The 26,805-nt window shown below is 70.4% G+C and carries 1 protein-coding gene and 1 pseudogene; both read left to right on the top strand.

The window, feature by feature from the left end:
• Positions 1–25,751: non-ribosomal peptide synthase/polyketide synthase (locus tag AC16DP_RS26415; protein WP_483956880.1), on the top strand; the 25,751-nt coding region annotated here is incomplete at its 5' end.
• Positions 25,752–26,256: 505 nt separating this feature from the next.
• A pseudogene (locus AC16DP_RS26410) lies at positions 26,257–26,805 on the top strand (hypothetical protein); the annotation flags it as partial.

Genomic DNA, 26,805 nt, shown 5'->3' with positions numbered 1-26,805 from the left:
AGGTGTACCTGCTCGACGCGCACCTGCGTCCCGTGCCCGTGGGCGTGCCCGGTGAGCTCTACATCGGCGGCGACGGCCTGGCCCGCGGCTACCTCTCCCGCCCGGACCTCACCGCCGAGCGCTTCGTTCCCAATCCCTTCGCCTCCCAGCCCGGTGAGCGGCTCTACCGCACCGGCGACCTCGCCCGCTGGCGTCCCGATGGCGTGCTGAAGTTCCTCGGCCGCCTCGACAACCAGGTGAAGCTGCGCGGCTACCGCATCGAGCTGGCCGAGGTGGAAGCCGTCCTCCTCGCCCACCCCGAGGTGCGTGAGGCCGTGGCCGTGGTCCGCGAGGACTCTCCCGGCAACAAGCGCCTCGTCGCCTACGTCACCAGCGGTTCCCCGCAGCTCGACACCTCGGCCCTGCGCTCCTTCCTCAAGCAGCGCCTGCCCGACTTCATGCTGCCCTCGGCGCTCGTCCGCCTCGAGGCCCTCCCCCTCACCTCCACCTCCAAGGTGGATCGCAAGGCCCTTCCTCCTCCCAACGTCTCCTCCTCCGGCCGGGCCGGCCATTTCGTGGAGCCCACCACCGAGTTGGAGCGGCAGCTCGTCTCCATCTGGTCCCAGGAGCTGGGCCTCGAGGACGTGGGCGTCGATGACCACTTCTTCGAGAAGCTCGGCGGCACCTCCCTGTCCGTCATCAAGGTCGCGGCCCGGATGCGCGAGGTGCTGGGGCGCGAAGTGCAGATGACCTGGCTCTTCGAGCACCCCACCATCAGCGACCTGGCCCGTCGCATCGACTCGGGGACCCCGCAGGCTCCAGCTCCCCGAGATCAACAGGAGGCCAGTGCCGCCGAGCGCTCCGGCCCGGAGGACATCGCCATCATCGGCATGTCCGGCCGCTTCCCGGGCGCTCGCTCCGTGGAGGAGTTCTGGCAGAACCTGCGCCAGGGCGTGGAGTCCATCTCCCGCTTCGCTCCGGAGGAGTTGGAGCCGCTCTCCGACCTCCCCGAGGGCATGTTCCAATGGCAGCACCCCCAGTTCGTCCCGGCGGGCGGCGTGCTGGCGGACGCCGACAAGTTCGACCACGGCTTCTTCGACATCTCCCTGCGTGAAGCACAGTGGATGGACCCCCAGCAGCGCCTCTTCCTGCAGACCGCCTGGAGCGCCCTGGAGGACGCCGGGGTGGATCCGGATCGCACCCAGGGCCGCATCTCGCTGTACGCGGGTGCCTCGGACTCCGGCTACTTGCATCTGGTGCGGAAGAACGTGCCGCTGAATCCCGCTGCCTTCTTCGAGGCGGGCACCAATGCCTCCCACCAGGGCATGGCCACCAAGGCCTCCTACAAGTTGCGGCTCACCGGTGAGAGCCTCATGGTGTACACCGCCTGCTCCACGGGCCTCGTCGCCGTGCACATGGCCTGTGAGAGCCTGCGCCAGCGCCAGTCCGACGTGGCCCTCGCGGGCGCCACCAACCTCTTCCTCCCCCAGAAGACGGGCTACGTCTACCAGGAGGGGATGATCCTCTCGCCGGATGGGCACTGCCGCGCCTTCGATGCTCGCGCCCAGGGAACCGTCGCCGGCAACGGTGTGGCCGCCGTGGTGCTCAAGCGCCTGTCCGATGCCCAGCGCGATGGGGACTCCATCTACGCCGTCATCAAGGGATCGGCCATCAACAACGATGGCCACCACAAGTCCGGCTACACCGCCCCCAGCGTCCAGGGGCAGTCCTCCGTCATCCAGCAGGCCCTGGAGCATGCCCGCCTGCGGCCCGAGGACATCGGTTACGTCGAGGCCCATGGCACCGGTACGCCGCTGGGCGATCCGCTGGAAATCTCCGCCCTCCAGCGCGTCTACAACCTGGGCGCCGAGCGCAAGGGCACCATTCCCATCGGCTCGGTGAAGACGAACATCGGCCACCTGGACACCGCGGCGGGCCTGGTGGGCCTCATCAAGGCGACGCTGGTGTTGCGCCATGAGGAGATTCCCCCCAGCCTCAACTTCGAGCAGCCCAACCCCTCCATCGACTTCAACGCGGGGCCCTTCTTCGTCAACACTGCCCTGCGGGAGTGGAAGCGCGGCCCGGTGCCGCGGCGCGCGGCAGTCAGCTCCTTCGGCATTGGCGGCACCAACGCCCACGCCATCCTCGAGGAGGCCCCCGAGCAGCACAGCGAGCCGAGCCTCCGTCCCCACCAGGTGGTGCTGCTGTCGGCGCGCACGCCCGCGGCGCTGGACGCACAGGGCGCCCAGCTCGCGGCGCACGTGGAAGCCAACCCGCGGCTGACGCTGGCGGACATGGCGTACACGCACGCGCTGGGCCGCAGGGGCTTCGAGCACCGCAGGGCCGTGGTGGCCAAGGACGCGGCCGAGCTGGTGCAGCGCCTGCGCAAGCCCGGAGCGGCAGTAGAGCTGGACGACGTGGAGGCGGGCCGCCGCCTGCGCGTGGCCTTCCTCTTCCCCGGCCAGGGTGCCCAGCAGGTGGCCATGGGCCGCGAGCTGTACCAGGCCGAGCCCGACTTCCGCGCGCACGTGGACATGTGCCTCGGCCTGCTGGAGGCACCGCTGCGCGACGAGGTGCGCTCGCTGCTGCTGCCGGAGCCGGACCAGGAGGCCTCGGCCAAGGAGCTGCTGTCTCACCCCCGCGTTGCCCTGCCCGCGCTCTTCACCGTGGAGTACTCGCTGGCCCGCACGTGGATGGGCTGGGGGGTGACGCCTCACGCCCTGCTGGGCCACAGCTATGGCGAGTACGTGGCCGCCTGCCTCGCGGGCGTCTTCTCGCTCGCGGACGCACTGCGGCTGGCCGTCACGCGCGGCCGGCTCATGGAGGGCATGGCTCCGGGCGCCATGCTCGCGGTGGGCCTCTCCGAGGCAGAGGTGCGTCCGCTGCTCTCCGGCCGCCTGTCCGTGGCCGCCCTCAACGCTCCCGGCCGCTGCGTCGTCTCCGGCCCCATCCCCGAGGTGGAGCGCCTGATGGAGGAGCTCAAGCGCCGCGAGGTGGGCACGCTGAGGCTGCCCGCGGCCCATGCCTTCCACTCCGCCGACGTCGAGCCCTTCATGCCCGAGTTGGTGCGGGTGGTGACCTCGCTGGGTCGCTCGGCGCCCACGGGGCGGCTCGTCTCCAGCCTCACCGGCACCTGGGCCACGGCTGAAGAGGTGACGGACCCGGGCTACTGGGCCCGCCAGATGCGCCAGCCCGTGCGCTTCGCCTCGGGCGTGGAAACCCTCCTGAGCGAGGGTTGTAGCCTGCTGCTGGAAGTGGGCCCGGGGCAGGATCTGACCGCCCTGGTGCGCGCCAACGTGGACGGCAAGAGCGGCAAGGTGAAGGCACTGCCCTCGCTGCGCCGCCAGGGCAGCTCCGCCTCCGAGCACGCCGTCTTCCTGCAGGCGCTGGGCGACATGTGGGCCCAGGGCCTTCCCATGGACTGGAAGGCCTTCTACGCCCGCGAGCGGCGTCTGCGCCTCTCCCTCCCCACCTACCCCTTCCAGGAGAAGCGGTGCTGGGTGGATGCGGTGCCTGGCATGGCTCCCGCCCTGCCCGCCACCACCACCGTCACGCCGGCCCTCGCGCGCCCCGATGCGGCCCCGGCGGCCGCTCCCACCGAGGCTCCTGCCCCCGTGCGCGAGGACATGCCTCGCGGTGAAATCGAGGAGCGCGTGGCCGCCCTCTGGCGCGCTCGCCTGGGCGTGGAGCACGTCGGCCGCGACGACAGCTTCCTCGAGCTCGGCGGCAACTCGCTCATGGCCGCGCAGATGCTCACGCAGATGCGCGACACCTTCGGGGTCAACCTCCCGCTGGCGGACCTCTTCGACAGCCCCACCGTCGCCGGCATCGCCGCGCGCATCGAGGACCTGCTTCAGTCCGCGCCCCAGCAGCAGAAGACCCAGCAACAGAAGACGCTGAAGCTGGCGCCGCTGACCCGCGACGGCGAGCTGAAGCTCTCCTACGTGCAGGAGCGCACCTGGCGCCTGGAGCAGTACCTCCCGGGCCTGTCCGCCTACAACATCCCCTTCGTCCTCCGCCTGGAGGGCACTCTGGACGCGCGGCTGCTCGAGCGCGCCATCCAGGAGGTCGTCCAGCGCCACGAGGCCCTGCGCACCACCTATGACATCGTCGACGGCCGCCCCGTGCAGCGCTTCCACGCGAAGGTGCACGTGCCGTTGGAAGTGCTCGTCCTCGACGGCACTCCCGAGCAGCGCGAGGCCGACGCCCTGCGCCTGGCTCGCGAGGACGCCGCTCGGCCCTACGACCTGGTGAAGGGTCCCGTGCTCCGCACCACCCTGCTGCGCCTGCGCGAGGACATGCACATCCTCGTGGGCGGCATCCACCACATCGTCAGCGACACGCTCTCCATCACCATCTTCGTCCACGAGATGGCGGCGGTTTATGTGGCGATGCGCGAAGGAAAGCCCTCGCCGCTGCCGCCCATGCCCGTGCAGTACGCCGACTTCGGCCACTGGCAGCGCCGCAGCGTCAGCGAGAACCTCCTGGCCGAGCAGCAGCAGTGGTGGCGCCAGCAGCTCGCCGGCATGCCCCGCCGGTTGAACCTGCCCACCGACAGGCCCCGGCCCGCCTCCTGCCCCCTCACCTCCGAGCGCATGTCCGCGGACTTCCCTCCCGCGCTCGCCAACGAGCTGGTGGCCTTCGGCCGCCGCGAGGGTTTCACCTCCTTCGTCATCCTGCTGGCCACCTGGCAGGCCCTGCTGCACCGCTACAGCGGACAGACGGACATCGTCGTCGGCACCCCCATCGCCAACCGCACCCAGCCCGAGCTCCAGTCCCTCATCGGCTACGTCGCCCACTCGGTGGCGCTGCGCACGGACCTGGGTGGTGACCCCACCTTCCGGGAGCTGCTCGGCCGCGTGCGCGAGGTGTTGCTCGGTGCCCAGAACCACCCGGATGTGCCCTTCGAGCAGCTCATCGAAGAGCTCTTCCCCCAGCACGACATCGGCCGTGGCCGCATCACGGACAGCATCTTCGTGCTCCACAGCAACGCGGCCGGCGACTCGCAGCAGTTGCCCGGCCTGCGTGCCAGCCTCATCGACGTGCCGGACGGCCCCGTGCAGTGGGGCGCCACGCTGTCGGACCTCACCCTGGTGTTCCGCGAGGTGCCCGGCCAGCTCCACGGTGCGGTGGAGTACGCCACCGAGCTCTTCGACGCGTCCACCGCTCGCCGCATGATCGAGCAGCTGCAGGTGCTGCTGGCCGCGGGCATGGCCCAGCCGGACGAGCGCATCTCCCGCCTGCCCCTGCTCACCGGGGAGGAGAAGAAGAAGTGGCTCCAGCCCCGGCCCTTGCCCTCCTTGCCCTCCGCACCCACCGTGCGCGAGGTGCTGGCGCGCCGCGCCGAGAGCGCTCCCCAGGCCGTGGCCGTCGTGCGCGACGGGCGGACCTGGACCCTGGGCGAGCTGCGGGCCCACAGCCGGAGTCTGGCCTCCCGCCTGCTCGCCCTGGGCGTCAAGCGCGGTGAGCCGGTCGTCGTCTGCCTCGAGCCCTCTCCCGAGAAGCTGCTGGCCCTCTGGGGCGTGTTGGAGGCCGGCGCCTCCGTCATGACCCTGGGCCCCTCCGAGCTCGGAAGCCTGCCCCAGTACGCTCCCGAAGGCGCCAGCGCGCCCGTGCTGATCACCTGGCGCGGACTCGTCACCGCCCAGCGCCTGGAGCCCTCGCGTGTGCTGTACGTGGAGGCTCTCGAGGACGCCTCGGCTGTGGCCTGGGCGGAGGACTCCCCGCGTCCAGAGGATCCGGCCTGGCTGCTGCCCGCCGGTGCCTCGCAACCCGCGTGGGTCCTCACCCAGGGGGGCCTGCTGAACCTCTTCGAGACCCTGGATGCGCGGCTGAAGCCGGCCGAGGGCGGCACCTGGTTGGCCGCCGCCGAGAGCGCGGTGGAGCGCCCGGAGCTGGAGTGGTTGTGGGCACTGTCGCGAGGCCTGCGCGTGCTCTTCCCCTCCCAGGAGGTGTCGGCGGGCCTGTTGCACCTGCGTGGCGGCGACGTCCGCTCGCGCGCGGTCGACTTGAGCGTCATGTACTTCGCCAATGACGAGGACTCCATGCGCGGCTCCAAGTACGAGCTGCTGATGGAGGGGGTGAAGTTCGCGGACGCCCATGGCTTCTCCGCCGTGTGGACGCCCGAGCGTCACTTCCACTCGTTCGGCGGCATCTATCCCCAGCCGGCGGTCCTTTCAGCGGCCGTGGCGGCGGTGACGCGCCACCTGCGCCTGCGCGCTGGCAGCGTGGTGCTGCCGCTGCATGATCCGCTCCTGGTCGCCGAGCAGTGGTCCGTGGTGGACAACCTCTCCAACGGACGCGTCGACGTGTCCGTGGCCACGGGCTGGCACGCGCAGGACTTCTCGTACGCGCCCCACAACTACGAGAACCGGCGCACCATCCTGCTGGAGAACCTGAAGACACTGCGGGCCGTCTGGCGCGGCGAGAAGCTCAAGCGCAAGGGCGGTGGTGGCGTGGACGTGGAGGTGGGCCTGCGCCCGCTGCCCGTGCAGCGCGAGCTGCCCATCTGGCTCACGGCCACCTCCAATCCGGAGACGTTCCGCCTGGCCGGTGAGCTGGGCGCCGGTGTGCTCACCGCCATGATGTCCCAAAGCTTCGAGGAGCTGAGGGCCAAGGTGGGCCTCTACCGCGAGGCCTGGCGCCGCAATGGCCACCCGGGCCGCGGCCACATCACCGTCATGCTCCACACCTTCATCGGCGACGATGACCGCGAGGTGCTGGAGACGGTGCACAAGCCGCTGCTGGGCTACTTCCGCGGCTCGGTGGACATCATCGCGTCGTTGGCGTCCCTGCAGGGCTTCAAGGGTGACATCGCCAAGGTGCCCGAGGCCGACGTGCAGGCCATCCTGGAGCGCGGCTTCGAGCACTACGCCTACCACGCGGGCCTCATCGGCTCGGTGGACAGCGGCGTGAAGCGCCTGGAGGTGGTGCGCCTGGCGGACGTGGACGAGGTGGCGTGCCTCATCGACTTCGGCCTGGAGACCCCGGTGGTGATGCAGGGGTTGCGCAAGCTGGCGGAGGTGCGCCAGCGCAGCGAGGAGCTCGCCGCCGGGCGTCAGCAACAGGTGCTGGTGGAGAGCCGGCAGGGCATGGACGCCCTGGTGGAGCTGGCGCGCAGCTCGGGCGAGGTGCTGATGCACGCCTCGGCGCGGCTGGCCCGCTCGCTGTCGGAGCTGCCCGATGCGCGGCAGGCCCTCGCGCCGCTCAAGGCCCTGGTGCTGGAGGAGAGCTCCGCCGAGCTCGCCCGGGCCCTGCAGGACGCGGCCGGGGTGCCGGTGCTGAGACGGAGTGTGGTGGCGGACGGCTCGCTGGTGCCGCGCGCGCCGGACGAGGAGCTGCCCGCGGAAGTGCAGCGCTGGGTACTGGACGAGGCCCAGCAGCCGGTGCCGGCCGGAGTCGTGGGCGAGCTGGCGCTGTACGGCGCCGGTCTGCCGCAGAACCTGTGGCGCCCCTCGCGTGAGGATCACCAGCGCTGGGTGCCGCATCCGCTGAGCGCCTCCGAGCGCCTCTACCGCACCGGCCGTTACGTGCGCATGCGGACCGACGGCAGCCTGGAGCCCATGAGCGCACCCCCGGCCCGCACGAAGCGCCCCGCCGAGACGGAGCGCCCCGCGAACACCGTCGTGCCAGTCGCGACCACGGGGGGGGCCTCCACGCCTCCGCCCATTCCGCGCGCGCCGAGGAACGAGCCCCTGCCGCTCTCCTTCGCTCAGCAGCGGCTGTGGTACCTGCAGCAGCTCGAGCCGATGGGCGTGGCGTACAACAACGGCGTCACGTACCGCATGAGTGGCCCGTTGAACGTGGCCGCCCTCCACGCCGCCCTGGAGGAAGTGGTGCGCCGCCACGAGGTGCTGCGGACCACCTATGCCCTGGGCGAGGACGCAGCCGTCCAGATCATCCACCCGGACAGCACCCTCTCCATGCCCCTGGTGGAGCCGAGCGCCCCGACCTTCGAGGAGCGGGAGACCGAGGCCCTCCGCCTGTGCCGCGAGCACCTGCTGCTTCCCTTCGACCTCGAGAAGGGCCCGGTGCTGCACGCCCTGCTCGTGCGGGTGGATGCGGAAGAGCACCTGCTCAACCTCGTCTTCCACCACATCGTCTCGGACGCCTGGTCCTCCATGGTGCTGGCCAAGGAGCTGGTGCCGCTCTACACCGCGTTCTGCGACGGTCAGCCCTCGCCGCTGCCGCCCATGAAGCTGCAATACGCGGACTTCGCCGTGTGGCAGCGCAAGTGGCTGGAAGGCGGGGTGCTGGAATCGGAGCTCACCTGGTGGAAGCAGCGGCTCGCGGGCGTTCCGCCCCTCGAGCTGCCCACCGACAAGCCCCGTCCGGCGGTCCAGTCCCAGAAGGGAGCCCTGCTCCCCTTCGTGTTGCCGCGAGAGATCTCCGAGCCGCTGCTGGCCCTGGGACGGCGTGAAGGCTCCACGTCCTTCATGGTCATCATGGCGCTCTTCCAGACGCTGCTGCACCGTTACAGCGGCCAGGAGGACTTCGCCGTGGGTCTGCCCTCGGCCGGCCGTCACTACCCGGGGACGGAAGAGCTCATCGGCTGCTTCGTCAACACGCTCGCGGTGCGGGCCTCGCTGGGCGGGGCGCCGTCCTTCCGCGAGTTGTTGACGCGCGTGCGGCGCGCCTCGCTGGAGACCCTGGCCCACCAGGAGCTCCCGTTCGAGCGTCTGGTGGAGGCACTCCAGGTGCGGAGAGAGCCCAGCCGCTCGCCCGTCTTCCAGGTGGTGCTCAACGTCATCAACGTCCCCCCGCCGCAGGCCGAGATGGCCTCGCTGCGGATGAGCGGCGTGAAGATCAACTCGGATACGACGAAGTTCGACCTGTCACTCGAGGTGTTGGAGAAGAGCGACGGGCTGCACTGCAACTTCGAGTACGCGACGGGGCTGTTCGAGCCGTCCACCGCGGCGCGCATGGCCGAGCACCTGGCCGTCCTGGCGCGGCAGGTGGTGGAGGCTCCCGGGAAGCCGCTGGCGCTGTTGCCGCTGCTGACCGAGACCGAGCGCCAGCAGGTGCTCGTCGACTTCAACGCCACCGCCTCGTCCTTCCCCACCGAGGCCTGCATCCACCACCTCTTCGAGCAGCAGGTGGCCCTGCGTCCCGACTCCATCGCCGTCCAGTTCGGTGACGAGCGCCTCACCTACCGTGAGCTGGACGCGCGCTCCAACCAGCTCGCCCACCTCCTGCGCTCGCACGGCGTGGGGCCCGACTCCCTCGTCGCTCTGTGCCTCGAGCGCTCCCTGGAGCTCGTCGTCTCCCTCGTCGGCATTCTCAAGGCTGGCGGCGCCTACCTCCCGCTCGATGCCTCCTACCCCGCCCAGCGCCTCGCCTTCATGTTGGAGGACGCTCCGCCCCGGCTGCTGCTCACCTCTCGCGCCCTGCGCTCGCAGCTCCCCGTCTCCGACTCCCTGCCCTGCCTCCTCTGGGAGGAGCTGAGCCTCGAGGGCCTGCCCACGTCCGCTCCGGACTCCGGCGTCACCTCGCACAACCTCGCCTACGTCGACTTCACCTCCGGCTCCACCGGCAGGCCCAAGGGCGTCGCCATCGAGCACCGCTCCGTCCTGCGCCTGCTGCACGGCGCCACCTACGCTCACCTCGGCCCCGAGGAGACCTTCCTCCTCCTCGCTCCCATCTCCTTCGATGCCTCCACCCTCGAAGTCTGGGGACCGCTGGTGTACGGCGCGCGGCTCGTCGTCTTCCCGCCCCAGTCCCCCAGCGACCTGGAGCTGCTGACGCAGGTGCTGCAGCGTCACGGCGTCACCACGCTCCACCTCACCTCGGGTCTCTTCACCCAGGCCGTGGACCACAAGCTCGACAGCCTGCGCGGTCTGCGCCAGCTCCTCACCGGTGGTGACGTCGTCTCCGCTCCGCACGTCCGCCGCGTCCTGGAGCAGCTGCGTATTCCCGTCACGGCCTGCTACGGCCCCACCGAGAGCACCCTCTTCACCTCCTGCTTCCGGATGACGCATCCCGAGCAGCCCGGTGACTCCGTGCCCATCGGTACGCCCATCGCCAACACCCAGGTGTACCTGCTCGACGCGCACATGCAGCCCGTGCCCGTGGGCATCCCGGGTGAGCTCTACATCGGCGGCGATGGCCTGGCCCGCGGCTACCTCTCCCGCCCGGACCTCACCGCCGAGCGCTTCATCCCCAATCCCTTCTCCTCCCAGCCCGGTGCGCGCCTCTACCGCACCGGTGACCTGGCGCGCTGGCGTCCCGATGGCGTCCTCAGCTTCCTCGGCCGCATCGACAACCAGGTGAAGGTGCGCGGCTACCGCATCGAGCTCGCCGAGGTGGAGGCCGCCCTCCTCGCGCACCCCGAGGTGCGTGAGGCCGTGGCCCTCGTCCGCGAGGACTCTCCCGGCGACAAGCGCCTCGTCGCCTACGTCGTTCCTCCTCCGGGGCATCAGCTCACCGATGTGGACTCGCTGCGGGCCTTCCTCGCGCAGCGGCTCCCCGAGTTCATGCGGCCCTCGGCCTTCGTGGCGCTGGAGAGCCTCCCGCTCACCTCCAATGCCAAGGTGGATCGCAAGGCCCTGCCCGCGCCCAAGGCCTCCAAGCTCCAGCCGGCGACGGCCTATGCCGCTCCCCGCAACGAGCTGGAGCAGCGCCTGGCCGACATCTGGACGCAGGTGCTCAACGTCGAGCGCGTCGGCATCCACGACAACTTCTTCGCGCTGGGGGGTGACTCCATCATCAGCCTCCAGGTGATCGCCCGCGCGCGCCGGGCCGGGATTGCCCTCTCCGCTCGCCAGTTCTTCCAGAACCAGACCATCGCCGAGCTGGCCCGCATCGCCGAGCACACCTCGGGCTCACTGGCCGAGCAGGGTCCTGTCACGGGCGAGGTGCACCTCACCCCCATCCAGCGGCATTTCCTCGAGCACGACACCGCCCACGCCCACCACTTCAACCAGTCCCTGCTCCTCGAGGTGCGTCAGTCCCTGAACGCGCCGCTCCTCGAGAAGGCGCTCGGCCATGTGGTGGTCCACCACGATGCGCTCCGTGCCCGCTTCACGTCCGTCGAGGGACGCTGGCAGCAGCACCTGGCTGGCACCGAAGCCGCGCCCACCCTCCTCCAGGTGGACCTGTCCTCGCTGCCTCGCGCCGCTCAGCCCGCGGCCCTCGAGGCCGAGGCCGCTCGCCTCCAGGCCAGCTTCGACCTCTCCAGGCCTCCCCTCCTCACCGCGGCGCTGTTCCACCTCGGTGACTCCCAGCGCCTCTTCCTCTGCGCACACCACCTCGTCATGGACGCCGTGTCCTGGCGCATCCTCGTCGAGGACCTCGAGGCCACCTACCTCCAGCTGCAGCAGGGTCAGCAGGTGACGCTGCCGCCCAAGTCCTCCTCGTTCCAGACGTGGGCGCGCCGCCTCTCCGAGTACGCCTCCTCCGAGGCGCTCGCCGCCGAGGCGCCCCTCTGGCTGGATGAAGCTCGCTCCCTCGTGAAGCCCCTCCCCACGGACGCGTCCGGGGAGAACACCTACGCCTCCGCCACCACCGTCTCCGTCTCTCTCGACGCGGACGAAACCCGCCTCCTGCTCCAGGAGGTGCCCGCCGCCTGGCGCGCGCACATCAACGACGTCCTCCTCACCGCGCTCGTCCAGACCTTCTCGGAGTGGACGGGCCAGCCTCGCCTCCTCGTGTCGCTCGAGGGCCACGGCCGCGAGGAGATCTTCCCGGATGTGGACCTCTCCCGCACCATCGGCTGGTTCACCTCCCTCACGCCCCTGCTGCTCTCCATTCCCCAGGGCGGCTCTCCGGGAGACGGCCTGCGCTCCGTGCGCGACTCGCTGCGCCAGCTCCCGCACCACGGCATTGGCGCCGGCATCCTCCAGTGGATGGGACCCGAGGCGCTTTCCCAGAAGCTGCGGGCACTCCCCGCGCCGCAGGTCTCCTTCAACTACCTCGGCCAGCTCGATGCCTCCGCCGCCGCGAGCACCCTCTTCTCCCTCTCCAGCGAGCCCACCGGCGCCTCCGTTGCACCGTCTTCCCGCCGCATGCAGCCCCTGGAGGTGAATGGCTCCGTCCTCGAGGGACGCTTCCACTTCGCCTTCACCTACAGCACCCACCTGCATCACGCGTCGACGATCCAGGGCCTCGCCCAGCGCTACCTCGCGCACCTGCGAGCCCTCATCTCGCTGCGTCACTCCGACGACACGCGCCGCTTCACGCCCTCCGACTTCCCGCTCGCGCGCATCTCGCAGCAGACCCTCGACTCGATCCTCGCACGCCACGCCGCTTCAACCGAGGACCTCTATCCCCTCACGCCCCTGCAGGAAGGCATTCTCTTCCACGCCCTCCTGACGCCGGAGGCGGACGTCTACTTCTCGCAGCTCTCCTGGAGCATCGACGGCCCCTTGAATCTGGAGGCTTTCCTCCAGGCCTGGCAGACCGCGCTCGACCACCACACCAGCCTGCGCACCGCCTTCCTCTGGGAGGGGCTCGACACGCCCCTGCAGCTCGTCCACTCGCGCGCCACCGTCCCCTTCCAGCAGCATGATTGGCGGCACCTCTCCGCGGACGAGCAGAAGACGCGCCTCGACGCCTTCCTCCTCGAGGACAAGCGCAAGGGCTTCGACCTGGCTCGCGCCCCGCTCATGCGCCTGGCGGCCATCCGCCTCCAGGACGACACCTGGCGCCTGCTGTGGAGCTACCACCACCTCCTCCTGGATGGTTGGAGCATCGGCCCCCTCATGCAGGACGTCTTCACCTCCTACGACGTCCTCTGCTCCGGCAAGCCGCTGCAGCTCCCCGCTCGCCCGCCCTTCCGCGACTACATCTCCTGGCTGCAGCGCCACGACCCGGCCTCCGAGGAGTCCTTCTGGCGCTCCATGCTCGCCGGCTTCTCCTCGCCCACGCCCCTTCCGGCCGACACCCACGCTTCACCGGTCAAGGGTCAGCAGCCCACCGCGCAGACGCTCGAGCTGAGCCTCACCTCCGAGACCACCTCCGCCATCAGCGCCTTCGCGCGTCAGCACCAGCTCACCCTCAACACGCTGGCCCAGGCGGCCTGGGCGCTCGTCCTCTCGCTCTACAGCTCCGAGAAGGATGTCCTCTTCGGCTTCACCGTCTCTGGCCGGCCCCCCGAGCTCCCGGGCGTCGAGTCCATGGTGGGCCTCTTCATCAACACCCTCCCTGTCCGCGTCCGCATCCCCGAGCCGTCCTCGCCGCTGCTGCCCTGGCTCCACCAACTGCGCTCGCAGCAGCTCGAGCTGCAGCAGCACCAGCACGCGTCGCTCGTCTCCATTCACGCGGTGAGCGGCCTGCCTCGCGCGACTGCTCTCTTCGAGTCCCTCCTCGTCGTCGAGAACTACCCGCTGGACGAGTCCCTCCAGCGCCAGGCGTCCTCTCTGAACATCCGGGATCTGCTCGCCCCCAGCGGACAGACCAACTTCCCCCTCACGCTCACCGTCATCCCAGGCGCTCGCCTTCAGCTCGGCGCGACGTACGACTCGACCCGCTTCGACTCCGCCCTGCTGCACCAGGCGCTGACACGCTGGTGCGAGCTCCTGGTGGGACTGACCCTGCGGCATGACGCCCGCCTGAGCGATCTGCCCCTCCTCTCTTCAGACAAGCACCCGCGGGTGCTGACCGACGCCGAGCGTCAGCAGCTGCTCGTGGACTGGAACTCCGGCTCCCGCGAGCTGCCCGAGCATCCGCTCGTCCACCGGCTCTTCGAGGCCCAGGTGCGCCGCACTCCGCACGCCCTCGCCCTCCAGTCCTCGAGCGCCCAGCTCACCTACTCGGAGCTCAATTCCCGCTCCAACCAGCTCGCGCGTCTCCTTCTGTCCCTCGGCGTCGGCCCGGATGTCCTCGTCGCGCTCCACCTCGAGCGCTCCACGGACTTCGTCATCGCCCTGCTCGCCACCCTCAAGGCTGGCGCGGCCTGGCTCCCCCTCGACCCGTCCCTCCCCCGCGAGCGCCTCGCCTACATCCTCTCCGACGCTCGTCCCTCGCTCCTGCTCACCCACTCCTCGCTGGAGGCCGGGGTTCGCTCCTTCCGCATGGAGGCCCTGTCCGAGCAGCTCTCGTCCTTCCCGGATGCGGACCTCGAGGTGACTCCGGACGGCGACAACCTCGCCTACGCCATCTACACCTCCGGCTCCACCGGGCGCCCCAAGGGCACCCTCCTGCGCCACCGCGGCTTCTGCAACACCATTCTGGAAACCATCGACGACATGGAGCTGGGGCCCCACTCGCGTGTGCTGCCCTACGCCTCCATCGGCTTCGACGCCTCCATCGTGGAGATGCTGCCCCCGCTCCTCTCGGGGGGTCAGCTCTTCCTCGCCACGCGCGACCAGCTCCCTCCCGGCCTGCCCTTGCAGCAATTCCTGCGCGAGCACGCCATCAACACCGGCACCTTCACGCCCGCCCTGCTCTCCCTCCTCGAGCCGCAGGAGCTCGAGTGCCTCCACACCGTCGTCGCCGCCGGCGAGGCCCTGCCCGCGGAGCTCGCGGCCCGCTGGAAGCCCGGGCGCCGCCTCCTCAACGTCTACGGCCCCACCGAGGTCTCCATCGCCTCCACCGTCGCCTACGAGGTGGACCCTCGCCGCGTCTCCATCGGCCGGCCCTTGCGCAACATCCAGGCCTACGTGCTGGATGAGCACCTGCGGCTGCTCCCCGCCGGCCTCCCCGGCGAGCTGTACCTGGGTGGCGTCGGCCTGGCGCGCGGCTACCTCGGCCGTCCCGAGCTCACCGCCGAGAAGTTCATCCCCCACCCGTTCTCCTCGACTCCGGGCGAGCGCCTCTACCGCACCGGTGACAAGGCGCGCTGGCTGCCCAACGGCCAGCTCGAGTTCCTCGGCCGCCTCGACTCGCAGGTGAAGCTGCGCGGCTTCCGCATCGAGCTGGGCGAGATCGAATCCGCGCTGCGCGCCCACGACTCCGTGCGCCAGGCCGTCGTGGTGCTTCGCCAGGACGCGGGCGACAAGCGCCTCGTCGCCTACCTCGTTCCCAACGAGGGCCTCTCCGTGGACCCCGGCACCCTGCGCGACGTCCTCAAGCGCTCGCTGCCCGAGTACATGGTGCCCTCCGCCTTCGTCTCCCTCCAGGCCCTGCCCCTGTCTTCCAGCGGCAAGGTGGACACCAAGGCGCTTCCGGCTCCCGACAGCTCCTCGCTGTCGACGACGGTCTATGCCGCCCCTCGCAACGAGCTGGAGCAGCGTCTGGCCAACATCTGGGCCCAGGTGCTCCGCCTCGAGCGTGTCGGCATCCACGACCACTTCTTCGAGCTGGGTGGCCACTCGCTGCTGGCCACGCAGGTCGTCTCCCGCATCCGCTCCACCTTCAAGGTGGAGCTGCCCCTGCGCGCCCTCTTCGAGGCGTCCACCATCGCCGCCCTCGCGGCTCACCTGGGCTCCGCCCTCCAGTCCGGCGCCTCGCTCCAGGCGCCTCCGCTCACGCCGGCCAATACCTCAGGCCCCCTGCCCCTCTCCTTCGCTCAGCAGCGCCTGTGGTTCATCGACCAGTTCCAGCCGGGCTCCTCCAGCTACAACATGCCCTACGTCCTGCGCCTGGAGGGCGCTCTGGACGAAGCGGCTCTCCAGCGCGCCTTCACCGAGCTGGTCCGCCGGCACCACTCCCTGCGCACCACCTTCGGCTCCGAGTCCGGTCAGCCCGTCCAGCTCATCGCTCCCACGGCGTCCCTGCCTCTGTCCCTCGTGGACCTCTCGTCCCTGCCTATCGCCGAGCGTCAGGGCGAAGCCCACCGCCAGGCCTCCCAGTCGGTCATGCGGCCCTTCGATCTGGCCCGCGGCCCGCTCTTCCACGCCTCGCTCTTCAAGCTCGACGAGCGGCTGCACATCCTCGCCATGTCCATGCACCACATCGTCTCCGACGGTTGGTCCATGGGCATCCTCGTGCGCGAGATGGCCGCCCTCTACCAGGCCTTCTCCTCGGGTCAGCCCTCTCCGCTCCCCGATTTGCCGCTGCAGTACGCGGACTACGCCGTCTGGCAGCGTCAGTGGCTGCAAGGCGCCGCCCTCGAGCAGCAGCTCTCCTACTGGCGTCAGCAGCTCTCCGGGGCTCCTTCCGCCCTCGAGCTGCCCACCGACAAGCCTCGTCCCTCCGTCCAGAGCCAGCGCGGCGCCTTCCTCGAGGTGCACCTCCCCAAGGCGCTCTCCGAGTCGCTCAAGGCCTTCTGCCAGCGTGAGGGGGTCACTCCCTTCATGGCCCTGTTGGCCTCCTTCCAGGTGCTGCTCTCGCGCTACTCCGGCCAGGACGACATCAGCGTCGGCTCGCCCATCGCTGGCCGCCGTCACGCCGAGCTCGAGGGCCTCATCGGCTTCTTCGTCAACACCCTCGTCCTGCGTGCCCGCCTCGCGGATGTCTCCTCCTTCCGCGAGCTGCTGCAGCAGGTGCGCGAGACCACGCTCGGTGCCTTCGCCCACCAGGACATCCCCTTCGAGAAGCTCGTCGAGGAGCTCCGTCCTCCTCGCGACCTCAGCCGCACGCCTCTCTTCCAGGTGATGTTCGCGCTGCAGAACGCGCCTCAATCGGCCATCGCTCTGCCGGGACTCTCCCTGAGCCCGGTGATGCCGGATGAGATCGCCTCCAAGTTCGACCTCACCCTCTCCCTCTCCGACAACCCCGAGGGCTTCTCCGGCATTCTCGATTACTGCACGGATCTCTTCGAGCGCGACACCGTCAGCCGCATGGCCAGCCACCTGGGCGTGTTGCTCGAGGCGCTCATTTCGCGCCCCGAGGCGCCTCTGTCCTCGCTGCCCCTGCTGACCGGAGCCGAGCGCCAGCAGGTGCTGGTGGAGTGGAACCAGACACAGACGGACTACCCGCGCCACGGCTCCATCCACGGCCAGTTCGAGGCCCAGGTTTCCCGCACGCCGGACGCCATCGCCGTCCAGGAGGGTGCGCACTCCCTCACCTACCGTGAGCTGAACGAGCGCGCCAACCAACTCGCCTGGCGCCTGCGCTCCCTCGGTGTCGGCACCGAGGTGATGGTGGGCCTCCTGCTCGAGCGCTCCACCGACATGGTGGTCGCCATGCTGGCCACGCTCAAGGCTGGCGGTGTCTACCTGCCTCTCGACTCCTCCTACCCCTCCGAGCGCCTGTCCTTCATGCTCGAGGACTCCTCCGCTCGCGTCCTCGTCACCCGCCAGTCCCTCCAGGCCCGGCTGCCTTCACACACGGCTCGCCTCGTCCTGTTGGACTCCGAGGCTTCGGCCCTCGCCCAGCAGCCTCGCCACGCTCCTCCCTCGGGCGCCAGCGCCGACAACCTCGCCTACCTCATCTACACCTCGGGTTCGACGGGGCGTCCCAAGGGTGTCGCCGTTCCGCACCTCGGTGTCCTGCGTCTCGTCCTCTCCTCGGACTACGTCCGCTTCACGTCCGAGGACCGCGTCGCTCACGCGTCCAACACCGCCTTCGACGCCGCTACCTTCGAGGTCTGGGGCGCGCTCCTCTCTGGCGCTCGCCTCGTCATCCTCTCTCGCGAGCAGCTCCTCGCTCCGCTCGAGCTCGGAGCCACACTCCGCGCCCACTCCGTTTCCACCCTCTTCCTCACCACCGCCTTCTTCAACCAGGTCGCGTCTCTCGCGCCGTCTTCCTTCTCCTCCCTGCGCCACCTGCTCTTCGGCGGTGAGGCCTCTGACGCGCTCTCCATCCGCCGTGTCCTCGAGGCCGGCCCTCCCGCGCGTCTCCTCAACGTCTACGGACCCACGGAGTCCACCACCTTCGCCACCTGGCACCTCGTCCAGTCCGTGGCGCCTCAGGCCACCTCCGTTCCCATCGGACGGCCCATCTCCAACACCACCGCCTTCGTCCTCGACGCCCACCTGCAACCGGTTCCTCCCGGTGTGCCCGGCGAGCTGTACCTGGGCGGCGACGGCCTGGCGCGCGGCTACTTCGGGCGTCCCGAGCTCACAGCGGAGAAGTTCGTCCCCCACCCGTTCTCCTCGGCTCCGGGCGCCCGCCTCTATCGCACCGGTGACAAGGTGCGGTGGCTGGAGAATGGCCAGCTCGAGTTCCTCGGCCGCCTCGACTCGCAGGTGAAGCTGCGCGGCTTCCGCATCGAGCTGGGCGAGATCGAAACCGCGCTGCGTGCCCATGCGTCCGTGCGTCAGGCCATCGTGGTGGTTCGCGAGGACTCGGGCGACAAGCGTCTCGTGGCCTACGTCGTGCCCACGGCCCCCGCGCTCAACACCGCGGACCTGAGCACGTTCCTCAAGGGCTCGCTGCCCGAGTACATGGTGCCCTCCTCCTTCGTTCCCCTCGAGGCGCTGCCCCTCACGCCCAACGGCAAGGTGGACGTCCGGGCACTTCCCGCTCCCGAGAGCGCTCTATCTTCCTCCAGCAACTACGTTGCACCTTCCAGCGAGCTGGAGAAGGGCCTGGCCGGCATCTGGGCCCAGGTGCTCGGCGTGAAGCAGGTGGGCATCCACGACAACTTCTTCGAGCTGGGTGGCCACTCCCTGCTCGCCACGCAGGTTGTCTCCCGCATCCGCTCCGCCTTCCAGGTGGAGCTGCCCCTGCGCGCCCTCTTCGAGGCGCCCACCGTCGCCTCCTTCGCGGCTCACCTGGGTGCGGCCCTCCGGTCCGGCGCCTCGCTCCAGGCTCCTCCGCTCACGCCGGCCAATACCTCAGGCCCCCTGCCGCTCTCCTTCGCTCAGCAGCGCCTGTGGTTCATCGACCAGCTCCAGCCGGGCTCCTCCACCTACAACATGCCCTACGTCCTGCGCCTGGAAGGCGCTCTGGACGAAGCGGCTCTCCAGCGCGCCTTCACCGAGCTGGTCCGCCGGCACCACGCCCTGCGCACCACCTTCGGCTCCGAGTCCGGTCAGCCCGTCCAGCTCATCGCTCCCGATGCTGCTCTTCCGCTGACGCTCGTGGACCTCTCCTCCCTGCCTCCCTCCGAGCGTCAGGCCGAGGCCCAACGCCTGGCCACCCAGGCCGTCATGCGGCCCTTTGATCTGGCCTACGGCCCGCTCTTCCACGCCTCCCTCTTCAAGCTGGACGAGCGGCTCCACATCCTCGCCATGTCCATGCACCACATCGTCTCCGACGGTTGGTCCATGGGCATCCTCGTGCGCGAGGTAGCCGCCCTCTACCAGGCCTTCTCCTCGGGCCAGCGCTCGCCCCTGCCCGAGCTGCCGCTGCAGTACGCCGACTACGCCCTCTGGCAGCGTCAGTGGCTGCAGGGTTCCGCCCTCGAGCAGCAGCTCTCCTACTGGCGCCAGCAGCTCTCCGGGGCTCCCGCCGCCCTCGAGCTGCCCACCGACAAGCCCAGGCCCTCCGTCCAGAGCCACCGCGGCGCCTTCCTCGAGGTGCACCTCCCCAAGGCGCTCTCCGAGTCCCTCAAGGCCTTCTGCCAGCGTGAGGGGGTCACTCCCTTCATGGCCCTGTTGGCCTCCTTCCAGGTGTTGCTCTCCCGCTACTCCGGCCAGGACGACATCTCCGTCGGCTCGCCCATCGCTGGCCGCCGCCACTCCGAGCTCGAGGGTCTCATCGGCTTCTTCGTCAACACGCTCGTGCTGCGCGCGCGGCTGTCCGAAGGCGCCTCCTTCCGCGAGTTGCTCCAGCAGGTGCGCGAGACGACTCTGGGTGCCTTCGCTCACCAGGACATCCCCTTCGAGAAGCTCGTCGAGGAGCTCCGTCCTCCTCGCGACTTGAGCCGCACGCCTCTCTTCCAGGTGATGTTCGCGCTGCAGAACATGCCCACGGGAGAGGTCCAGCTCCCTGGCCTCACCCTGCGCCCCATGGAGCCCGAGGGCACCACGGCGAAGTTCGAGCTCTCGCTGGCGCTCAACGAGGGCCCGGAGGGCTTCGGCGGCACGCTCACCTACAACACGGACCTGTTCGACACTCAGACCGCGGCGCGGATGATGCGTCACTTCCAGGTGCTCCTGGAGGCCATCGCCGCTCGTCCCGACACCGCCCTGCGCGACCTGCCCCTCCTCCCCTCCGAGGAGCGCCAGCAGGTGCTCGTGGCGTGGAACGACACGCGCGCCGACTTCCCCCGCGACGCCACGCTCCACTCGCTCGTCCGGGAACAGGCACTGCGCACGCCCGAGGCCACCGCCCTCGTCTCCGAGTCCGGCTCCCTCACCTATCGCCAGCTCTCCGAGGCCTCCACGCGCCTCGCCCTGCACCTGCGCTCGCTTGGGGTCGGCCCCGGCACGCGCGTCGCCCTCTGCATCGAGCGCTCCCCGGAGATGCTCGTCTCGCTCCTCGCCATCCTCCAGGTTGGTGCCGCCTGGGTTCCGTTGGATCCGGAGTACCCCTCCGAGCGCCTCGCCTTCATGCTCGAGGACAGTGACGCGACGCTGCTCGTCACCCGCTCCGCCCTGCTCCAGGCCCTGCCCTCCACCCGGGCCCAGGTCCTGCGGTTGGATTCACTCGACGCGCTGAACGCACTGCCGCCCGCGCCCCAGGGCACTGTCCTGCCCGCGCCCGAGGCCACAAGCCCCGCCTACGTCATCTACACGTCAGGCAGCACGGGCCGTCCCAAGGGAGTCCAGGTGGCCCACCGCGCCGCCGTCAACCACCTGCACTGGCGCCAGCGCGAGTTCACCATGGGGCCCCAGGATGCCTTCCTCCAGAAGGCCTCCTTCAGCTTCGACATCTCCGTCTGGGAGATGTTCGCCCCGCTGCTGGCCGGTGCCCGCCTCGTCCTCGCTCGCCCCGGTGGCCAGAGGGACCCGGAATACCTGGTGCAGATGGTGGTGCGCCACGCCATCACCCACCTGCACTTCGGCCCCGCGCCCCTGTCCACCTTCCTGCAGACGGCGGGCGTCGAGCGCTGCCAGTCCCTGCGCTTCGTCTTCTGCGGCGGTGAGCCCCTCACCCACGAGCTCCACGCGCGCTTCGTCTCCACGCTGAGCGCCCGGCTCGTGCACCAGTACGGTCCCACCGAAGCCTGCATCGACTGCACGGCCTGGGTGTGTCCGCCGCACCCCGTCTCCGCGCTGCCCATTGGCCGTCCCATCGCCAACACCCAGGCCTACGTGGTGGACGCCTCGCTGCGGCCCGTGCCCGTGGGCGTCCCGGGCGAGCTGCTCATCGGTGGTGAGGGATTGGCTCTCGGCTACCTGAACCGGCCGGAGCTGACGTCCGAGCGCTTCATCACGGATCCGTTCAGCACCACGCCCGGCGCTCGCCTCTACCGCACCGGTGACAAGGTGCGCTGGCTGGCCGATGGCACCCTCGAGTTCCTCGGCCGCCTCGATTCCCAGGTGAAGCTGCGCGGCTACCGCATCGAGCTGGGCGAAATCGAATCCGCCCTGCGCGCCCACCCCTCCGTGCGCCAGGCCGTCGTGGTGGCTCGCCAGGACTCGGGCGACAAGCGGCTCGTGGCCTACGTCGTGCCCACTTCCCCTCGCCCTCCGGGAGAGGGACGGGGTGAGGGTGGCGCGTCCCCCGAGCTCAACCCCGCGGACCTGAGCACCTTCCTCAAGCGCTCGCTGCCTGAGTACATGGTGCCCTCCGCCTTCGTCATGCTCGACGCCCTGCCTCTCACACCCAACGGCAAGGTGAACACCCGGGCGCTTCCCGCCCCCGAGGCCTCGGCGCTCTCGCGCAAGGCGTCACGCGCGCCCGTCACGGAGACCGAGCTCGCCCTGGCCTCCATCTGGGCCGAGGTGCTGCACGTGCCGTCCGTGGGTGCCGAGGAGGACTTCTTCTCCCTCGGTGGCCACTCGCTGCTGGCTACGCAGGTCATCAGCCGCATCCGCTCCGCTCTCGGTGTGGAGCTGCCCCTGCGCGCCCTCTTCGAGGCCCCCACCGTGGCCAGCCTCGCCGAGCACGTCCAGTCCGCCACTCGCACCCGCGCTCCCGCGCTCAAGCCCTCGGCTCGCACCCGTCCGCTGCCTCTCTCCTTCGCCCAGCAGCGCCTGTGGTTCCTCGACCAGCTCGAGCCCGGCAGCACCGTCTACAACATGCCTTCCGCGCTCCGGCTCTCCGGCCGCCTGTCCGCCAGCGCTCTGGCCCAGGCCCTCGAGGCGCTCGTGCTGCGCCATGAGGTGTTGCGCACCACCTTCCAGCCCGGCCAGGACGGCCCCGTCCAGGTCATCTCCGAGACTCCGCTCTCCACGCTGCACATGGTGGACCTCGGCTCACTGCCCGAGTCCCAGCGCGAGTCCGAGGTCCTCCGGCTCGCCCAGGAGGAGGCGCTCACGCCCTTCCACCTGGCTCACGGTCCGCTCTTCCGCGCCTCTCTGCTGCGCCTGAGCGACACCGAGCATGTGCTGCTGCTGGGTCTGCACCACATCATCTCGGATGGCTGGTCCACCTCCATCCTGGCTCGCGAGGTGGCCGCTCTCTACGCCTCCTTCGCCTCGGGCCAGCCGGCTCGACTGCCCGCCCTCCCGGTGCAGTACGCCGACTACGCCCTCTGGCAGCGCGACTGGCTGAGCGGCCCCGTCCTCCAGCGCCAGGTGGACTTCTGGAAGCAGCAGCTCTCCGGCGCACCCGCCGCCCTGGAGTTGCCCACCGACAGGCCTCGTCCCGCCGTGTTGTCCTACCGCGGCGCTCACCTCCCGGTGCGCGTCTCCCAGCGGGTTTCCGAGGCCCTCAAGGCCCTGTGCCAGCGCGAAGGCTCCACGCCCTTCATGGCCCTGCTGGCCGCCTTCCAGGTGCTCCTCTCCCGCTACTCCGGCCAGGACGACATCTCCGTCGGCTCTCCCATCGCCGGCCGCACCCGCGCCGAAACCGAGGGCCTCATCGGCTTCTTCGTCAACACCCTCGTCCTGCGCTCGCACCTGTCCGAAGCCGCTTCCTTCCGCCAGTTGCTCTCCCAGGTTCGCTCCACCACCCTCGCCGCCTACGAGCACCAGGACGTCCCCTTCGAGAAGCTCGTCGAGGTCCTCCAGCCCTCTCGCGACCTCAGCCGCAGCCCTCTCTTCCAGGTGATGTTCATCCTGCAGAACACCCCCGCCGGCGAACTCCACCTCCCGGGCCTCTCCCTGCGGCCCGTTCAGCATGAGGACTCCACCGCCAAGTTCGAACTCTCCCTCTCCCTCAGCGAGGGCCCGGACGGCTTCGGCGGCGCTCTCTCCTACAACACCGACCTCTTCGACGAGGCCTCGGTGTCGCGGATGATGCGCCACTTCGAAACCCTGCTGGACGTCCTCTCCTCCCGTCCCGACACCGCCCTGCGCGAGCTGTCGCTGCTCGGCCGCGACGAGGAGCGGCTGCTGCTGGAGACGTGGAATCCGCCAGGGGCGCTGCCTCGGGATGGCTCTCTGCTGCACTCGCGACTGGAGGCCCAGGCCCTGCGCACCCCGCACGCGCTCGCCGTGGCCGACGGCTCTCGCGCCCTCACCTATGACGAGCTGATGCGGCGCTCCAACCGCCTCGCCCGCTACCTGCGCTCGCTGGGCGTGGGCCCGGAGGTGCGCGTCGGCGTCTGCCTGCGCCGCACCGTGGAGCTGCCCGTGGTTCTGCTCGCCGTCCTCAAGGCCGGTGGCACCTACGCCCCGCTGGATGCGGACTACCCCTCCGAGCGGCTCGGCTACCTGCTGGAGGACTCGTCCTCGGCCCTCGTCATCAGCGAGCGCGGCGTGCTCCCCGCCCTTCCCCAGACGCGTCCTCAGACGCTCGTGCTGGAAGAGCTGGACGCGGTGCTGGCCGCCCAGTCCGACGAGCCGCTGCCCTCCTCCTGCGACGCGGACAACCTCGCCTACCTCATCTACACCTCGGGCTCCACGGGCCGTCCCAAGGGCGTCTCCATCACCCACCGCAGCGCCTCCCTCTTCGTCTCCTGGGCGCTGAAGGCATTCGCCCCCAGTGAGTTGCAGGGCGTGCTCGCCGCCACCTCGGTGTGCTTCGACCTCTCCGTCTTCGAGCTCTTCGTCCCGCTCTCTTGCGGCGGCCGGGTGCTCCTCGTCCCCAACGCCCTGCACCTGCCCTCCTTCTCTCGCCGCGACGAGGTGACGCTCGTCAACACCGTCCCCTCCGCCATGGCAGAGCTGGTGCGGATGGGCGGGCTGCCGCCCTCGGTGCGCACCGTCAACCTGGCCGGCGAGGCGCTCCCCAGGCGCACCGTCGACTCCCTCTACGCGCTGGGCCACGTGGAGCGTGTCCTCAACCTCTACGGGCCCTCGGAGGACACCACCTACTCCACCTTCGAGCAGGTGCCTCGCGACGAGAGCCGCAGCCCCGCCATCGGCCGGCCTCTGGACAACACCCAGGCGTACGTACTGGACCGCCACCTGCGGCTGGTGCCCCCTGGCGTCCCGGGCGAGCTCTTCCTCGCCGGTGATGGGCTGGCGCGCGGCTACCTGCTGCGGCCTGACCTCACCGCCGAGCGCTTCCTGCCCGACCCCTTCAGCCGCACTCCGGGGGGCCGCATGTACAAGACGGGCGACCTCGTGCGTTACCTGCCCGACGGCCGTCTGGACTACCTGGGCCGCCTCGACTCCCAGGTGAAGCTGCGCGGCTTCCGCATCGAGTTGGGTGAGGTGGAGTCCGTCCTCCTCCAGCATGCCTCGGTGCGCCAGGCCGTGGCGCTCGTGCGCGAGGACGTGCCCGGCGACAAGCGCCTGGTGGCCTACGTCACCGGCGACTCGCCCGACGCCTCCGTCCTGCGCTCACACCTGCTGCGCTCCCTGCCCGAGTACATGGTGCCCTCGGCCTTCGTCACCCTCGAGGCCCTGCCCCTCACCCCCAACGGCAAGCTGGACCGCAAGGCCCTGCCAGCTCCGGAGGCTTCGTACCGGGAGCACGCGCAGGCCTTCCTCGCGCCTCGCGACGAGCTGGAGCTGAAGGTGGCCCGCGTCTTCGAGGAGGTGCTGGGCGTGCAACCGGTGGGCGTGCGCGGCCACTTCTTCGAGCTGGGTGGCCACTCGTTGCTCGCCGTGCGGCTCATGGCGCGCGTACGCGAGGCCACTGGCCGTGAGCTGCCGCTGGCCACCCTCTTCCGGGCTCCCACCGTGGAGCTGCTGGCCGCACTGCTGCGCCAGGAAGCCCCGCTGCCCTGGTCTCCGCTCGTCCCCCTGGGAGGCAGTGGAGAGAAGACGCCGCTCTTCCTCGTCCACCCCGTGGGAGGCAACGTCTTCAGCTACACCGAGCTGGCACGCCAGCTCGGCTCCGAGCGCCCCGTCTTCGGCCTGCAGGCCCAGGGGTTGGATGGACACAGCACCCCGCTGTCCTCCGTGGAGGAGATGGCGGCCCTCTACGTGGAGTCCATCCGCTCGGTGCAGCCCGCCGGCCCCTACCTGCTGGGCGGCTGGTCCATGGGTGGCGTCATCGCCTACGAAATGGCCCACCAACTGCGCCAGCGCGGTGAGGAAGTCGAGCTCGTGGCCCTCATCGACTCCTACGTGCCTCGGGGCGAGGACTGGACGGAGCTGAAGCCCTCCGCGGCGGCGGCCCTGTTCCTGCGCGACCTGCTGGGCACCTTCGGCGCGGAGCTGATGCCGCAGTGGGAGCAGCTCGAGTCGCTGGAGCCGGAGGCGATGCTGGCCCGGGTGCTGGAGGTGGGTGAGCGCAGCGGAGCCCTGCCGCCCGGTGTGGGCCTGGAGCAGCTGCGCACCCTGCTGCGTGTCTTCGAGAGCAACCTGCGCGCCAACCAGCGCTACATGGCTCGTCCCTCCTCCCAGCGGCTGCTGCTGCTCAAGGCCGGTGAAGTCACGGGCCAGCCCGAGGACGGTGGGTGGACGGCCGTGGTGGGCGGCAACCTCGAGCGCCACGTGCTGCCCGGCAACCACCACGCCCTGCTGCGCACCCCGCTCGTGCAGCAGCTCGCCGAGCTCCTGCGCAAGGCCCTGGCGTCACAGCACCACGCCGCGGTTGCCTCGGGGAAGAGCAACTCCTGACCGGGTAGCTGGCCCGGTCTCAACCGGTGGGAGGCGGCAATTGCCTCCCACCGCCGCGTTCAGTCCGGGAGAACGTGGCCGCTGACACTGAGGAGAACTTTCCAGTGGGCACGGTGTCACCGTCGCTCGATTGGGAGTGTGCTACTGCTTTCGGATGGCCTCCGAGACTGCCTGGGCCCAGTGGGTGGAGCGGACCGTCCGCGGACCCGTCTCCTCCCAGGTGCGATGGATCTGCCCGGAACCGAGCGAGCGGAATGCGCTCGAGCAGACCGCTCGCGGCACGCTCCGGCTCATCCACACCTGCGTGGCGGGGCTGGACATGGCCGCCGCGCTCGAGGAGATCTCCAGCCGCCGGGGAGCTGGACACCCCCTCGGGCCGGGATGCCGGACCCCCGGCACACCTGCGGCGTCCCGGTCCAAATTTCCGCGCTTCCTCGTGAACGCCAACAGGCGGACGGGGCATTGCGCCCGGGAGCCTTCGCCTCGCTGGGCCTGGGGGTGGACAATGCGCGCTGAGGCGTGGGCGCGCAGGTGGGCGGCGCTGCTGGGCGCCGTGCTGCTCTCCACCGGCTGTGTCACTCTGGCGCCGCGACACGCTGTCAGCACCGCCGAGGGCCCCCGCGCGCTCTCCATGTCGCGAGAAGCGGTGGCCAGTACGCCCGCGCCCGAGACGCCCGCCGCTCTTGCTTCCACGGAGGCGGGCGAGCACGCCTTCTCCGCCGAAACGGGCGAGCAGGAGCGGCTGCACCGCCGCCGCAGCGCCCGCGGGCTGGGCCCGGACGCAGCGCTGGCGAGCGCGGGCCAGGCGCCCGCGTCCGAAGTGGCCAGCACGAGGCCTCCCCCGCGAGAGCCGCCCTCGTGCGGAGGGCAGGCCCTGCCGCCGGGCTGGCCCGACTTCGCCGCCGGCGACAGCGAAGCGCTCCTCGCCCCCTTCCTCACGTGCACCTCGCCCGCCGAATACGTCGCGCTGCAGGAGCGCGTGGACATGCCCCGGCTGGTGGAGTCGCTGACGGACTGGGATGCCGTGCGGCTGGGCTCGCTGGGACCCGTGCGC

The sequence above is a fragment of the Archangium sp. genome (genome assembly GCF_057119385.1).
The sequence above is the reverse complement of the archived record's forward strand: the minus strand, read 5'-3'. Positions and strand labels throughout refer to the sequence as shown.